The organism is Sulfuricurvum kujiense DSM 16994 (genome assembly GCF_000183725.1).
Lineage (GTDB): Bacteria > Campylobacterota > Campylobacteria > Campylobacterales > Sulfurimonadaceae > Sulfuricurvum > Sulfuricurvum kujiense.
Genome location: NC_014762.1, coordinates 553923 through 567427, shown reverse-complemented (window position 1 = coordinate 567427; position 13505 = coordinate 553923). Strand labels below are relative to the sequence as shown.

The 13505-nt window shown below is 44.9% G+C and carries 14 protein-coding genes; 6 read left to right on the top strand and 8 right to left on the bottom strand.

All coding sequences use genetic code 11. The features are described from left to right. The first annotated feature begins 6 nt into the window (after positions 1-6). Genes SULKU_RS02975 through SULKU_RS02955 form a run of 5 tightly spaced genes read left to right on the top strand, consistent with a single transcriptional unit; the run spans position 7 to position 5768 of the window. Positions 7-828, top strand: coding sequence for a hypothetical protein (locus tag SULKU_RS02975; protein WP_013459452.1), 822 nt, complete (start codon positions 7-9; stop codon positions 826-828). 5 nt (positions 829-833) lie between these two features. Beyond that, positions 834-1736, top strand: a complete 903-nt coding sequence (locus SULKU_RS02970; protein ID WP_013459451.1) for an aspartate/glutamate racemase family protein — start codon at positions 834-836, stop codon at positions 1734-1736. Continuing rightward, positions 1733-3235 carry a class I adenylate-forming enzyme family protein gene (locus SULKU_RS02965; RefSeq protein ID WP_013459450.1) on the top strand — a complete coding sequence of 501 codons (1503 nt, stop codon included), beginning with the start codon at positions 1733-1735 and terminating at the stop codon, positions 3233-3235. Before SULKU_RS02970 ends, SULKU_RS02965 begins: the two co-directional genes overlap by 4 nt. A gap of 3 nt (positions 3236-3238) precedes the next feature. Next, a complete protein-coding gene (locus tag SULKU_RS02960) occupies positions 3239-4447 on the top strand; it encodes a hypothetical protein (RefSeq protein ID WP_013459449.1) in 1209 nt (402 codons plus the stop codon). Between the two features lies 1 nt (position 4448). Continuing rightward, positions 4449-5768, top strand: a complete 1320-nt coding sequence (locus SULKU_RS02955) for an MATE family efflux transporter (protein WP_013459448.1) — start codon at positions 4449-4451, stop codon at positions 5766-5768. A 40-nt stretch (positions 5769-5808) separates the two neighbouring features. Here the strand turns inward: SULKU_RS02955 and SULKU_RS02950 are convergent, their stop codons facing one another. Next, positions 5809-6843, bottom strand: coding sequence for a divergent polysaccharide deacetylase family protein (locus SULKU_RS02950; protein ID WP_013459447.1), 1035 nt, complete (start codon positions 6841-6843; stop codon positions 5809-5811). A 57-nt stretch (positions 6844-6900) separates the two neighbouring features. After that, positions 6901-7923, bottom strand: coding sequence for a ketol-acid reductoisomerase (gene ilvC, locus SULKU_RS02945; protein WP_013459446.1), 1023 nt, complete (start codon positions 7921-7923; stop codon positions 6901-6903). 165 nt (positions 7924-8088) lie between these two features. Here ilvC and SULKU_RS02940 point away from each other — a divergent pair, with 165 nt between their 5' ends. Beyond that, positions 8089-8727, top strand: a complete 639-nt coding sequence (locus SULKU_RS02940) for a hypothetical protein (protein WP_013459445.1) — start codon at positions 8089-8091, stop codon at positions 8725-8727. Here the strand turns inward: SULKU_RS02940 and ruvX are convergent, their stop codons facing one another. Genes ruvX through rnpA form a run of 6 tightly spaced genes read right to left on the bottom strand, consistent with a single transcriptional unit; the run spans position 8728 to position 13499 of the window. Then, positions 8728-9120, bottom strand: coding sequence for a Holliday junction resolvase RuvX (gene ruvX / locus SULKU_RS02935; protein WP_013459444.1), 393 nt, complete (start codon positions 9118-9120; stop codon positions 8728-8730). It abuts the gene before it with no gap. Next, complete coding sequence (gene mnmE, locus SULKU_RS02930; RefSeq protein ID WP_172633614.1) at positions 9120-10469, bottom strand: tRNA uridine-5-carboxymethylaminomethyl(34) synthesis GTPase MnmE; 1350 nt, start codon at positions 10467-10469, stop codon at positions 9120-9122. Before mnmE ends, ruvX begins: the two co-directional genes overlap by 1 nt. After that, entirely contained in the window at positions 10463-11254 is a 792-nt protein-coding gene (locus SULKU_RS02925) for a Jag N-terminal domain-containing protein (protein WP_013459442.1), read from the bottom strand. Before SULKU_RS02925 ends, mnmE begins: the two co-directional genes overlap by 7 nt. Next, on the bottom strand, positions 11241-12851 hold the full coding sequence (yidC, locus tag SULKU_RS02920; RefSeq protein ID WP_013459441.1) for a membrane protein insertase YidC: 1611 nt from the start codon (positions 12849-12851) through the stop codon (positions 11241-11243). The genes SULKU_RS02925 and yidC overlap by 14 nt, the downstream gene beginning before the upstream one ends. Next, positions 12845-13177, bottom strand: a complete 333-nt coding sequence (gene yidD, locus SULKU_RS14695) for a membrane protein insertion efficiency factor YidD (RefSeq protein WP_013459440.1) — start codon at positions 13175-13177, stop codon at positions 12845-12847. Before yidD ends, yidC begins: the two co-directional genes overlap by 7 nt. Further along, entirely contained in the window at positions 13155-13499 is a 345-nt protein-coding gene (rnpA, locus tag SULKU_RS02915) for a ribonuclease P protein component (RefSeq protein WP_013459439.1), read from the bottom strand. Before rnpA ends, yidD begins: the two co-directional genes overlap by 23 nt. Positions 13500-13505: the final 6 nt, after the last annotated feature.

Sequence of the window (13505 nt, the reverse complement as noted above, 5' to 3'; positions counted from 1 at the left end):
AATCATATGGGTGTATTGATAAAAAAATCTATGTTGGACAAAATGGGCGAGGTCATCGCTATGTTACCCTCAAGCGACATTAAAGAGACGATTGACAAAACCATCAAGAGCAAAGCGGATAAGTTTGCCATCATTGAAGCACTGTTTCAAAAAATATGTGCCAAAAAATATTCCGATGAAACGATGAGTTTTTTTCTAAACGGCTGGAAAATGACCCATCTAAAAATGCTCCCTATCTACGGTGTCTCTTGCCGTCTCAACATATTGGGCATGGAGTGCAGCGATGAAAAAAAGAAATTAAGCTATCTGGAGTCGTCCGCCTTTAATGCGCAAACCAGCCATGAGGATTTGGGAATCGGTTTTGACGCAATATCACACGGCAGATTGTACGATGAATTTGCTTTTTCACTCACAAAAAGCGACGAATGGAAACTCTCCAAGTACGATATTCAAAAGGCAAATAACTTTTCGCAGTGGGTTTACCGAGGGATGCTCCTAAAATCGATTCCTTATGCTTTATGTATCAATATGATTTCAGAATTTTACAATCATGCGGAATATGCCTACGCATACGAAACATTCAAATACAGCATGAGTAGTTTTTACGGCATCGAAGGCAAAGCGCTAGAAGATGCGATACGCTATATCGACGTCCATAATGAATATGAAACGGAGATACACCATTTTATGGCGGTTATCCATGCCATTGAAAAATACGAAGAGGCATCGGGAGAAAAAGTCGATACCTCAACCATGGCAGAGGTAATCGTCACCTATGTAGATTCCATCACCGAAGCGTTAGAAGCCATTGCACAAAAGTTTGATTAATCGCTATGGAACGTTTCTCTCCTCTTTTCGTTAGAACTGCCGACTGTCCGATACAGATGCGAGAGCATTTGAATGCGTATGAAAAGCAATTGCAAAAAGAGGCGCAAACACTGCAGGGTTTAGGCCACAAGGTAAAAGATCAAAGTTTTGCCTGCAGCTCCTTTTCGTTTCGAGCACCCTCACACACCAATGATACGCATATGCTGCTTTTAGGCGGTATGGGACCGCTCGCCGGTGTATACGGTATGCGTGAGACTCTGGAAAAAACAAACATCCCCGTTACACTTTTTCAGGCATGTGCCGTTCCCCAAAGAAGTTCCCATACCGATATTACCCCTACCCTTTCCGATGCGCTGATAAACGCCTTCTCCTGCTGCCCGACTGCAAAAGAGATAGAGCTGGTCGTTTTATGCAACAGTGCCCATCCGTTTATGGATGAGGCAATTAATCGTGCGTCGGAACATTCTCCGAACCTGTCGGAAAAACTAAGATTCAACTCCCTAAAAACTTCGGTTGAAAAGAATTCACACCTGTTTGATAACAAAAAAAGTATCGTACTGCAAACCGCATTTTCTTCCAAAAGAGGAGTCTACGGAAAATCTTCATCCCTGCGTTCGCTTGAAGACGTGCCTGCTCTTATGGCGTGTCAAAATGATCTAAATAATGCTATCGAAGGGGTTAAATCGTTTGATAAAGAGCGGATACTCAACAGCGCTACAAAAGTGTTTATGAAACTAAAAGAGTGGGAAGCGGAAATCATTCTGCTCGGCTGCACTGAAATGCCGATTATCGTGGAATATTTAAAAAAATACGCGTGCAAAGAGATACAAGAGTACTTGAGTCATATTGAGTTAATCGATCCGCTGCATATCACGTTTGCAGAAATAGCCAAAAAGAAGTTACGATGACTATACTGGAGTATTTGAAAAAGCATGCGACGCAGAACCCTCAAAAGCTTTTTTTAAAAGAGGGGACAAAAAGCTGGAGTTTCGGTTCGTTTTACGAAGAGGTTGCCAAACTTTCTACATTTTTTATCCGACAAGGGATCAAAAAAGCAGATTATGTCGTGATCCATCTGGATCAAAAAAGCGAACATCTGCTTACCTACACGGCACTGCTGAATATCGGTGCGGTAAGTGTTCATTTGTATCCCGAGCGAGAGGATGAGTACGTAGAATTTGCAGCTGAGCATACCTCTGCCAAAGCGGTTGTCAGCAACATGTTCAAAAAAAAATTCTCTTCTGTACCCGTATTGGATTTTCCGGCACATCTTGATTTGAAGCCTACCTACGGATGCGATTCTTATGAGATCGCCTATGTCATGTTTACGAGCGGCACAACCTCTTCGCCCAAAGCGGTATTGACAACGCATGACAATATCCGCTTTGTCACCGAAACGCTGATAGAGCTTGCCGGTATAAGAGAGGGAGAGGAGAAAGAGATTATTTTACTGCCGCTTGGGTCTACGGGAGGATTGGGGCATTTTCATGCCGCTTTGATGCAGGGGAACACGATACGGCTTTTCCCGGGATTCTACAGCAGTCTGGACGACAAGGGGCTCGATATGCTGCTTGAGTCTATAGAAGAAGAGTCCGCAACCGGCATATTATTGACGCCGGGATTGATTACCAAAATGTTAAACACCCGCAAAGAGAAATTGAAAACAGCCGGAAAAACGCTTCGATACGCTCTTGCGAATGTTACACCTATGAAAAAAGAGACCATCGCTGAGCTGCTGGAACTGCTTCCTGATTTACGATTTTGCACCTATTACGGCTCTACCGAAGCAAGTCGAAGCATTGTCAATGTGTGCCGGGAAAACGGGAAGTTTATGCATTTGACCGGAAAGCCCTCAAAAGGGGTAGCCATCAAGCTCCACAACAAAAATGACGCGGGAGAAGGTGAAATTTACATCAAAGGGGGCAATGTCATGAAGGGTTATCTGCATGATGAAGCGGCCTCATTTGACGAGGGGTGGTTTCAAAGCGGAGATATCGGGCGGATCGATGAAAACGGTTTTATCCATGTCATCGGAAGGATAAAGGATACGATCAGTCTAGACGGGCTGAAAGTATTTCCGATGGAGATCGAAGCTATTTTATCGATGCATAAAGATATCAAAGACGTCGGCGTTTGTCCGCTGATCGACGAACAAGGGGCGACACAGATAGGTTTGGCGGTCGTCTTGAAAGAGGATGCGACCGATAAAGAGGCTTTAGCACGGGAGGCGGCCGCACTGCTAAGCAAATCCTTTAAGTGCGATAAGACCGACCTCTACCGCTACAAAATCCCGAAAAAAATCTATTTCGAGCGCCGGATACCCCGAACGGATTTAGGGAAAATCAAAAGAGACGAGTTAAGCAGCCAATTGGTGCAAAGCGGCACCTCGATTTTAATCAAAGGATAAAAAATGCTCATCAACTACCAAAAATATTATCGGGAAAATTTCACCCCGGAACGCTACAAAGCGTATCAAGCGGATTTTGAAAAAGAGGTAGGAAAACTGTATGCCATTTCGACGGGACCCTATTTTCTAAGAGAGCGCAATGCCCAAAAAATACGGGAGAGCATTTTACCCGCACTGATGAAGTTTTTGGGCTCAAGCGAGTACCAAGAACGCGTATACGAAAGAGGATGGTTTTTACCGAAGTTTCCGATCGAGAAAAAAGATTTTTTCGGAAGTGCCGATTTTCATATCGACGGAGACGAAATACGGTTGATAGAGCTTAATTTTTTTCTCCCCGGCCATTTCGGTCTGGTAGAGCTCTTTCCGAAACTGTTTTCCAAAAACTTCGATATGGAGCTTGAAGTATTTGCCGAAGGATTCGAAGTGAGATTGGCAAAATTTTTAAAAGAACGTTTTGGAGGGGACAAAATTGCGCTAAGCATTAATCATTTGGGACTGAGCGTCCACTATTTCGAACATTACAAGTACATTGAAAACTTTTTGAACAAAAACGGTGTGCGGGCGAAAGTCGTATATGCAAAAGACGCCGGCTATTCCGATACGGGTAAAGCGATGTGGGACGGTGAAGAATTTGACGGCGTATTTAACATTGTCATTCCCAGAATTTGGGAACATAATCCCGAAGAGTTTAAAAACTACACGGATTTATTTCACAAAACTCCCGAATCGTTTTTTCCGAATCCATGGTGCTGGACCATCGGCGACAAAAGATTTTTGAACGATCTCTCCGCGCTCGAAAAAAAACAGCACGGCCTTAGCGACGATGAGATAGCCGCATTGCAAAGCGTTACGCTAAAATCAGCTTCGCTAAAAGATTTTTCAAGCGTCCATCATGTGTGCTCATTTTTCGGCGGCAGAGAAAATCTCGTACTAAAGCCCATCGACAACTATCATACGCAAGGGGTATTCATAGAACCGAGTATTGAGCAGATTGAGGAAATTTTTTCCGAAAAAGCGGATATATACATTGCCCAAGAATGTTTTAATGCGGAAATAATATATTACGAAAATGAGAACAAAGAGGCCGTTGAACCGTGGAGAAGCCAGCTTCGCGTCGAATTTTTTAACGGAGAATTTTCGAATTTCAGGTCTTACGGCTTTAGCGATCCGTTCGGCCTCAGTCCGATGATGCCGGTAGTCATCGTAAAATAAAATGACCGACAAAAAAAACATCGTACCCTTTTTGATTATCCTTTCCGTACTGGGGTATACGCTGAATATCCTCTTCCACCGATTTCTGACACATCAAATGGAAGCGGATGCCTACGGCGATTTCTGTATCGGATTAAATGTACTGGAGATCGCCGCCACCCTTATTTTATTCGGTACGGAACTCAGCGTCATGCGTTACATCCCCCTATCGGAAAGAGCCAGTGATTCGAGAATGTTCATCGGATGGAATTTCAGTTTTATCCGAAAAGTTTTTATGATTTATTTTTTATTCGTCGTTATGATTTTTCTATCTCTGATTATTATCAAAATCTACGATACAGAACTGTTCGACTCGGTTCATACGGTCGTATTTATGCTTTTGGTCGCACCGTTTGCGGCACTATACGCCCTACTCATAGCTTATCTCAACGGCAAAAACAATGTCTTGCATTCTGCGATAATCGACTCGATTGGCAGATATATTCTTCTTTGGTCGGTTTTTGTACTGGCTTTCAATGTGGCGAAGATAAAAGCGGGCAGCATACTTTTAGCAGGCGGATATTCATTCGTATTTCTCATTCTCGGATTTATCGCACTAAAAGTTTATAACAGCAAATATGAGCCGATTGCCCCCATGAAACTCTTATTGCTCGGCCAAAAAGAGCATAGTGACCAAGAGAGCCAATGGAAAACCTCTTCGATTAAATATGCGTTTGCAAATATCGTTTTCTTAATCTTTTTATACATCGATAAAATCATTTTGGAAATAACGCAGCTAAGCGAACATGTAGTCGGCTATTATTCCGTTCTTGTCATTCTCGTCGGTTTTTTCGTCCTTATTTCGCAGGCTTCTACATACGTACTCTCCCCGCACATCAGCAAATTTCTACATAATCCGGATTCGGAGAGCGAGCTTCAAGCCCTTATCAACAAATCAAATCTTGTCGTATTTATTTTGACTTTGAACCTATTTTTTATCTATCTGTTTTTTGGGGAAAGGATACTCGGATACTACGGGAAAAACGGAGAATACAGCGGTGTCTATGAAGCATTAGTGTATTTGGCGGTTTCACAAATATTTTTGGAAATAGGGAAACTGGCGCTGCGTTTTCTTTTGTACGGCGGCTTTACCGACTACATCAATAAAGTGTTTGTTCTCTGCGTCGTATTTCTTTTCGTGGCAGGAAGTACTTTGACCTACTTCTATGGATTAAACGGAATTATTGCCGCACACCTAAGTACCAGTTTTTTTTATATGCTGGCATTCATCGTCAAAGTCAAAAAGGAATTCGGCGGGCTCAAAGTATTTAGTTTTTATTAAACACTTATATTTGAATGCCGAAAGGATAAAAGGTTTCGGTTCAAATTTGGCCGATTCCGACCAAACGAACCTCACCGAGAATATCTTTGGATTCTTTAAGCGCCTGAATCGTATCTTTACGTGGATGTCCGATAGCGATAGCGGTTCCGTACCGCTTTGCTTTCTCGACTGCGTCCCTGATCTGTTTTTTGACATTTCCGACACCGTCTTGGTCGTCCAAAAATACATCGCGCGTCAAATAGCGCATACCGTGTTTTTCGGTTGCTTCACGACCTTTGCTTGTACCAATCGTTCGGCTGTCCACAAATTGCAGCCCCTCTTTTTTCATGATGCGGATCAGTTTATCCATCGCAGCTGAATCGGATGTGAATTTTGATCCGGTATGATTGTTTATATAATGGACATTCGGATAGAGTTGTTTAAGAGCATCTAAGCGTTTTTCAATCTCCTCTTCCGTACTGCCGATACGAAGGGTATTTGGCTCTTCATCGTGAAAAGCAACCGCTTCCAAAGGCAAATGGACCATATACGTCCCCTGCTGTTTTGCTAAGGCCGCTGAATCGGGATGACGCGGACTTGGGGGAAGAAACGACATCACCAACGGCAATCCCGTCGATTGAATCGCCTTTACGTCACGAGCATAAGATACGTCATCGATTATAATGACCAGCTTGGCTTCTGAGCCGACCGGACGGGGAGAACGTACCGGCGGAGGCGGAGGAGGAGCTTTTTTGTCATCGGGTGCATATTCATGCCGAGGGCTTACCTCTTCGTGCATCCTCTCCCGTCTCAACAACTCTTCAAGTTCGTTTTTCAGACGACGGATCTCATCCTCTTGAAGTCTCTCTTTCGGCTTGATTCGAGAAAGATTCGCCTCATCAACTTTTGCAATTTGTGAAATTTTTTGAACCAGATTTTGAGTCTTTTCACGCTCTGCGGCAAGCTGCTCTTCAGCCTGATTAAATCCTATAAAATAGCCGATAAGTACTGCCAAAAGGGTAACCAGAAGTACAATTAGCGCTATAGCAAGTGATTTTAAAGAAAAATAGCTGGGAAGTCGAGGCTGTTTTTTCATAAAAGAAGGAACCTCTTTCAAAGAAGTTTTCAGAGCAAAGCGCTCTGAAAAGGGGAATTAGTTTGTAGCTTGGTTAACGATTTTGTTTTTAGAGATCCATGGCATCATAGAGCGTAGTTTTACACCCGTTTGCTCGATCAATGACGCACGAGCGTTTGCACGTTCAGCGTTCATGCGAGGATAACCCGCTTGACCTTCAAGGATGAAATCTTTTGCGAAACGGCCGTCTTGGATTTCTTTAAGGATCTCTTTCATTGCCGCTTTTGATTCCGCATTGATAACGCGTTTACCTGAAACGTAGTCACCGTATTCCGCTGTGTTAGAGATAGAGTAACGCATATCGGCAATACCGCCCTCGAACATCAAGTCAACGATCAATTTAAGTTCGTGAAGACACTCGAAATATGCAAGTTCAGGTGCATAACCCGCTTCTGTCAATGTTTCGAATCCCGCTTGAACGAGTGATGCAGCACCGCCGCAAAGAACCGCTTGCTCTCCGAAAAGGTCAGTTTCAGTTTCGTCTTTAAACGTTGTTTCGATGATCGCCGTACGTCCGCCGCCGATAGCAGAAGCGTATGATAGAGCCAATTCTTTAGTTGTACCGCTCGGATTTTGTCCAACCGCGATAAGATCAGGAATCCCGCCGCCGCGAACGAATTCAGAACGAACGGTGTGACCCGGTGCTTTTGGAGCGATCATCGTTACGTTGATGTCAGCGCGAGGGTGGATACGTCCGTAATGGATGTTGAACCCGTGACCGAATGCGATAGTCGCACCGTTTTTCAAATTAGGCTCGATTTCGTTTTTGTAGATTTCCGCTTGGTTTTCGTCCGGAAGAAGGATCATAACCACGTCAGCGTATGCAGAAGCTTCCGCAACCGTCATAACTTTGAACCCTTTAGCTTCCGCTTTGCCCCATGAGCTTCCCTCTTTACGAAGACCGATAACGACTTCTACGCCGCTGTCGCGAAGGTTTTCCGCGTGTGCGTGACCTTGTGATCCAAAACCGATCATTGCCACTTTTTTGCTTTTGATTAATTCGATGTTACAATCTTTATCGTAGTAAACGCTCAATGCCATAAAGGTATCCTTAGAGTAAGCTCATTGGCTTAAAATTTGGCGAATTATATCCCACTTTTGCATAAAAAAAAATTAGCGCACCCTTATGGCATCTTGCTAAATCGTTCGCTAAGGATGTCCAAACGATCCCGTGCTACAATTCACCCAAAAACATAGGGGATTTTCATGAAAAAATTCAACCTTTTTAAAGAGATTATCATCGTATCCAAAAGTGATTTTTTGCGTGCGGTAAACTCCGCAAAACGCTTTGCCATTGCCTATAACGGCGAGATACATTACGAACCGTTACCGCATACCCTGATCTCTATTTACGAAGGTTCCGTTGCGCCCCTCTCCCCCCTCTCAACCGATCTTTCCCGTCCGATTGCATCGATGATCGGAGACAATTACCGTATCGTCGAGGATGATGATCGACTCCTTATCAAAGCCTCCGGTGCATGGCAAAGCATTATCGGATACAACCAAAAACGCTCTTTATACGACGATACCTCCGGAGACGGCATCGCCGAATTTTCCGATAAACCACTGGAAGATATAGGATGGCACGCAACCGAGTTTAATATCGGCTATCGCGACATCGTCGAGCAATTCGAAGCGCAGTGTGAGGGAATTTTGCTCTGCATCGAGCAAGAAGAGCCGTATCAGTTCAGCGGTTTGGGATTTGTATTTGATGTGGAACACGCACGTCAAATCGGATTTGATTATTGCGCGGCAACGATTAAAGATAAACTGGAAAACGATGAAGATTTTACCACCCTCACCGATGACGAAGCCGAAGCTGCAGAGTTTTTCAAAGCGGTTTGATCAAATAATTTTCAAATAGCGTTCCAAAATAATCTTTGCCGAAAGGGAGTCGATACGCCCGTCACGTTTGTAGCGTATGTCCCCTTTCATCAATTCTTCCGCTTCTTTGGAACTGTGCGACTCGTCCTGATAGGCAATCTCTCCGTTAAATTCGACCAAATTCATAAAGTGCGCCACACGACGGCGCATCTCATCCTCAGTCGTACTCCCCATCGGGATACCGACTACCACCGTAGTCGCCTCGTATTCGTTCAGCACTTTTTTGACATCGTTAGCCGCCTGATTACGGTTTTTCCGCTCGATGGCCGGCAATGGCGTTACCAGAGTGTTACCGTAGCTCAGCGCCAGTCCTATCCGCTTCAGTCCCAGGTCGATCGCGATAATAGCACCCATTATTTCCCCAGACAAAACTGACCGAACATCCGGTCAAACATCTCATCAAGCTCATACGGCCGGCTGATCGAAGCAACATATCGGATCGCGGCGTTGATATGGAATGAGAAGAATTCCAGTTCTCCGTCACGAAGCGGTTCATACGCCTCGTCGATGGAACGGACAGCCCCCTCGGTTGCGCTGATTTGACGCGCTGATATAAGCATCATCTCCTCGCCGTCATTCTCGTGATCCATCAAACTGCTAAGGGTATCGACCAAGACTTGAGTATCTTGTTTGCAGCTAAGGCGAATCGGATGGTAGTGCTCTATTGAGCTCATATCAAACACTTGAGGCAGATCCGATTTGTTTACAATACAGATAAACGGTTTTTCGCTTCGATAACGCTCGACGAGATCAATGATAGAGCGGTCTTCTTCATCAATCTCGCGTGAAGCGTCAAACAATGCAATCACTACATCGGCATTTTCAATCGCCGCAATGGAGCGCTCAATACCGATCCGCTCGATTTCATCACTTGCGTTACGTATTCCTGCCGTATCGACCAGACGGATCAAATGAGTACCGATACGCACCTGTTCCTCGATCGTGTCACGGGTAGTCCCTGCGATGTCACTGACGATCGCACGCTCGTAATCGAGCAGTGCGTTGAGAAGCGAACTTTTCCCGACATTGGGTTTTCCGATAATAGCGACCCGAAATCCCTGCATCAATCCTGAGCGTCTTCGGCTTGATTCGAGGGTACGCGAAAGGGTATGTTTGATATTTTCGAGTTTGACTTCGATCTGATCAACGACATCTTCGGGGAGATCCTCCTCGGCATAATCGATGACCACTTCCGAATAGGCCAAAATCTCTAGCAGCGAATCGCGGATCCCCTCGATGTATCCGCGCAGCTCCCCTTTCATCTGACGCGCTAGTATCCGCGCTGCATCGTCGCTTTTGGCTTCGATCAGCGCGGCGGTCGCTTCGGCTTGCGTCAGATCGAGACGGCCGTTTAAAAATGCCCGTTTGCTGAACTCTCCCGGTTCCGCCAACCGTGCCCCTTCATGTAAAACGGCACGAAGCAGCGATTCGGCAACGACGTAGCCGCCGTGACATTGAAATTCGACAACCTCTTCTCCGGTAAAACTGCGAGGTGCCTGGAAGTAGATAACAATCGCTTCGTCAATCAAAGTACCGTCGTTGTGATGCAAAGAGGCAAGGGTTGCATAGCGGGGTTGCAGGTTCGATTTTCGGGTGAGCTTTAAAGCGATTTCAAGCGAGCGATCTCCGCTCAGGCGGAGAATCGAAATGGAGCCGATGCCGTTTGCGGTGGCAATGGCGGCAATAGTCTCATTCATCAATATTCGTGGTAACTGTTGATAATGATAAACTTTCCGCCGTCACGGGTAGAGCGGATAGCAACATAGCGGTCAGGATATCGGTCACGAAGCTGTTTTAACGCGATCTGCACTAATACACCGTCGAGCACTTTGGTTTGGGCACGCCCCTCTTGGTCGATGATATCACAGATATTGACCAGATATCGGGAAATCGACTCTTCCTGATTTTTCAAAAACTCTGCAATTTCAAGACGCAGCTGCATTCCGTAAACCGCATTGATCCAGTTGAAGAGCATATACGAGAGTGCTTTGTAGCGGTATCCCTCTTTGCCGATCATCAATGCCGCATCGACACCGCTAAACTCGACAAGAAGCGTATTTTCATCATACACGCTGACATCGATATCGTTAATGTCGAAACAGATGTCTTTAAAGAGGATATTGATCTGTTCTTTCACTTCATCGGCGCACTCTTGTGCGGAGAGCTGATACATATCGCTCTCATATTCCCCCTCTTCCTCAAAGTCGTCCGCCTGCTCGTAAAACTTGTCGCTGAGCACCAGTTCATCCGGTTCAGCCAACGTCGCAAGCGGTTTCTCGACACTCACAGGTATCGATTCTTCTTCAACAGGAGCCGAAGGTTTTTGAGGAAGGTTGGCAATAATAATCGCCGATTTTTTAAAGAGCCCCAATACCCCTTTCGAAGGGAACTGAACGATCTCTACTTGTAAAGCGGTAACGGAACATCCAAATTCAGCAGCCGCTTTAGCGTATGCTTGTTCTAATGTCGGAGCTTCAATCTTTTTCATGATGCTTTTCCGCAAGATGAGCTTCATGTCGTGCCGCACGCGCCGCTTCAAACTGTTTGTTGACCAGATATTGCTGTGCGATAGAGAAGATATTGTTCACAAACCAGTACAACACAAGCCCTGCAGGGAATGTGAAGAAGAAGAACGTGAAAATAACCGGCAAAAATTTAAAGATTTTTTCCTGCAACGGATCGGTAAAGTTGCTCGGAGTAATTTTTTGCTGATAATACATCGTCGCACCCATCAGGATCGGCAAAATGTAATACGGATCCATACGGGACAAGTCATGTACCCACATTACCCACTCTGCCCCTTGCAGTTCCACCGCATTGAGAAGAACGCGGTAGATTGCAAAGAAAACAGGAATTTGAAGCAATAGCGGCAAACATCCGCCAAGCGGATTGGCACCGTGTTTTTTATACATCTCCATAACCGCAGCGTTCATACGTGCAGGATCACCTTTGTATTTTTCCTGAACTTCTTTGATCCGCGGTGCGATCTCTTTGATTTTTTGCATAGAGACCATCCCTTTGTGAGTCAAAGGGTAGAGGAAAATACGGATGATAATCGTCAATGCGATAATCGACCATCCCCAGTTGCCGAGGAGTCCGTGAAGCCACATCAAAATTTTAAAAATCGGAGCGGCAACAAAAGTGAACCATCCGTACTCGATGGCATTCGTCAATACCGGATTGATCGCTTCAAGCGTTTTATGCTCTTTTGGACCGATATAGCCGTTAAACGTAAAGTTATTGGTCCCTTCAAGGTATGTTACCGGATTACTTTGCGCATCACGGTCAACGTACACTTGAGTCTCTTTTGAGAAACCGTAGATGATAGATGCGTAATATTGGTCAAACGACGAAGCGAAATGGACATCGGTAAAGATCGAACGCCCTTCTACATCTTTGTCTTCGAAAATAGTCGTCAAATTATCACCCGAATAGATCATCCCTCCGACAACCGTCATCATCTGCTCGATCACCTGCGGATGCTGTCCGAGATAAACGAAATAGCGCTTTTCGTTAGAAAGAGCGATTTTAGCGTCATAATGTCCGTCCGTATAAAAGGTTAATGTTTTAGTAACCGTGAGCTCAGGGAGATTTTGGGTCAGCGTTACGACTGCTTTGCCGTTTTCACCCAACGTAATGTTGTTAAGATCAGACGAATACGGTGTTTTCGATGCGGCTGCGTTTAGCGCCTCATCGGCAAATCGGATATAAAGAGGCTTTGCACCGACCGAAGAGACGAGCTCGGCAAGTTTGCCGTCTTTTCCGTTATGCTTTTTATTGCTCAAAATAACCGATGAAATACGTCCGAGTGTATCGATTTTTAGAGTAAATTCTTTGGAATTGACGGTCGTTAACGTATCCGTCGCCGTTGTTTGTACCTCAGAAGCGCTTTGCGTATCTGTAACTGCTTCCTTTGCTGACGTTTCAGGCTGCGCTGCAGCTACTGTTGAGACTGCGGTATTTGTCGTATTGGCTTCTAAATTCGAAGCTTTCGGAGGAAAAATCGTTGTATATCCTATAAAAAAGATAAAAGATAAAGCGACGGCAACGAGGAGTCGCTGATTGGGAGTAAACTTTTCTAGCACTGTGACCCTTTAAACTTAAAATTTTTAATCAGAAAATAATTCTGTTTATATGGAACAAACCAGTATTTTATCGTATTTATGGAGAGTTCGGAGGGTTTTATCATCGGTTTGTTGATTATCGGATAATCAATCCCGCCTGGAAACAATTGATTGCACCGCAAAATACGAAAAAAGGTAGAAGTAAATGCACGAGGAAGCGTATTGCGTTCAAACTGCCATAGGGCATATTCGGAGCAAGAGGGGTAATGACGGCACGAACCGCGCGTCACCAAAGAGAAAGAGTGCCGATAGAGCCAGAGGAGCTTAAGAAAGAAGATTCTTATCATCACTCACTCCAGCCATAGCGCCCGTCCGTTTTAAAACATATTTGCAGTCGCGTCGCACTGTATCGAAAGGGTTGTCAAATAACCCCTTCTTGGCAACAAAAACGTACCATCCGTCCTGAACTGAAGGCGAGAACTCATCAAAAAGGGCCCGAAGACGCCTTTTACACCGATTTCTCACTACCGCATTTCCGACTTTTTTGCTGGCCGTATATCCGACTTTTTTTTCTCCCGCTAAGGGGAGATAGAACAACGCGATCGACGTGCTGTGCGCATTTTTACCGCGTTGATAAACACGCTGAAACTCACTGTGAAGCTTCAACATCGAAAA

What these genes read in the sequence shown, in the direction of transcription:
- SULKU_RS02965 (WP_013459450.1), top strand. Translation starts at nt 1,733, where the DNA reads ATGACTATACTGGAGTATTTGAAAAAGCATGCGACGCAGAACCCTCAA.
- ruvX (WP_013459444.1), bottom strand. Translation starts at nt 9,120, where the DNA reads ATGGGTGCTATTATCGCGATCGACCTGGGACTGAAGCGGATAGGACTG.
- SULKU_RS02940 (WP_013459445.1), top strand. Translation starts at nt 8,089, where the DNA reads ATGAAAAAATTCAACCTTTTTAAAGAGATTATCATCGTATCCAAAAGT.
- yidD (WP_013459440.1), bottom strand. Translation starts at nt 13,177, where the DNA reads ATGATAAGAATCTTCTTTCTTAAGCTCCTCTGGCTCTATCGGCACTCT.
- SULKU_RS02950 (WP_013459447.1), bottom strand. Translation starts at nt 6,843, where the DNA reads ATGAAAAAACAGCCTCGACTTCCCAGCTATTTTTCTTTAAAATCACTT.
- SULKU_RS02925 (WP_013459442.1), bottom strand. Translation starts at nt 11,254, where the DNA reads ATGAAAAAGATTGAAGCTCCGACATTAGAACAAGCATACGCTAAAGCG.
- SULKU_RS02960 (WP_013459449.1), top strand. Translation starts at nt 3,239, where the DNA reads ATGCTCATCAACTACCAAAAATATTATCGGGAAAATTTCACCCCGGAA.
- ilvC (WP_013459446.1), bottom strand. Translation starts at nt 7,923, where the DNA reads ATGGCATTGAGCGTTTACTACGATAAAGATTGTAACATCGAATTAATC.
- SULKU_RS02975 (WP_013459452.1), top strand. Translation starts at nt 7, where the DNA reads ATGGGTGTATTGATAAAAAAATCTATGTTGGACAAAATGGGCGAGGTC.
- SULKU_RS02970 (WP_013459451.1), top strand. Translation starts at nt 834, where the DNA reads ATGGAACGTTTCTCTCCTCTTTTCGTTAGAACTGCCGACTGTCCGATA.
- SULKU_RS02955 (WP_013459448.1), top strand. Translation starts at nt 4,449, where the DNA reads ATGACCGACAAAAAAAACATCGTACCCTTTTTGATTATCCTTTCCGTA.
- rnpA (WP_013459439.1), bottom strand. Translation starts at nt 13,499, where the DNA reads ATGTTGAAGCTTCACAGTGAGTTTCAGCGTGTTTATCAACGCGGTAAA.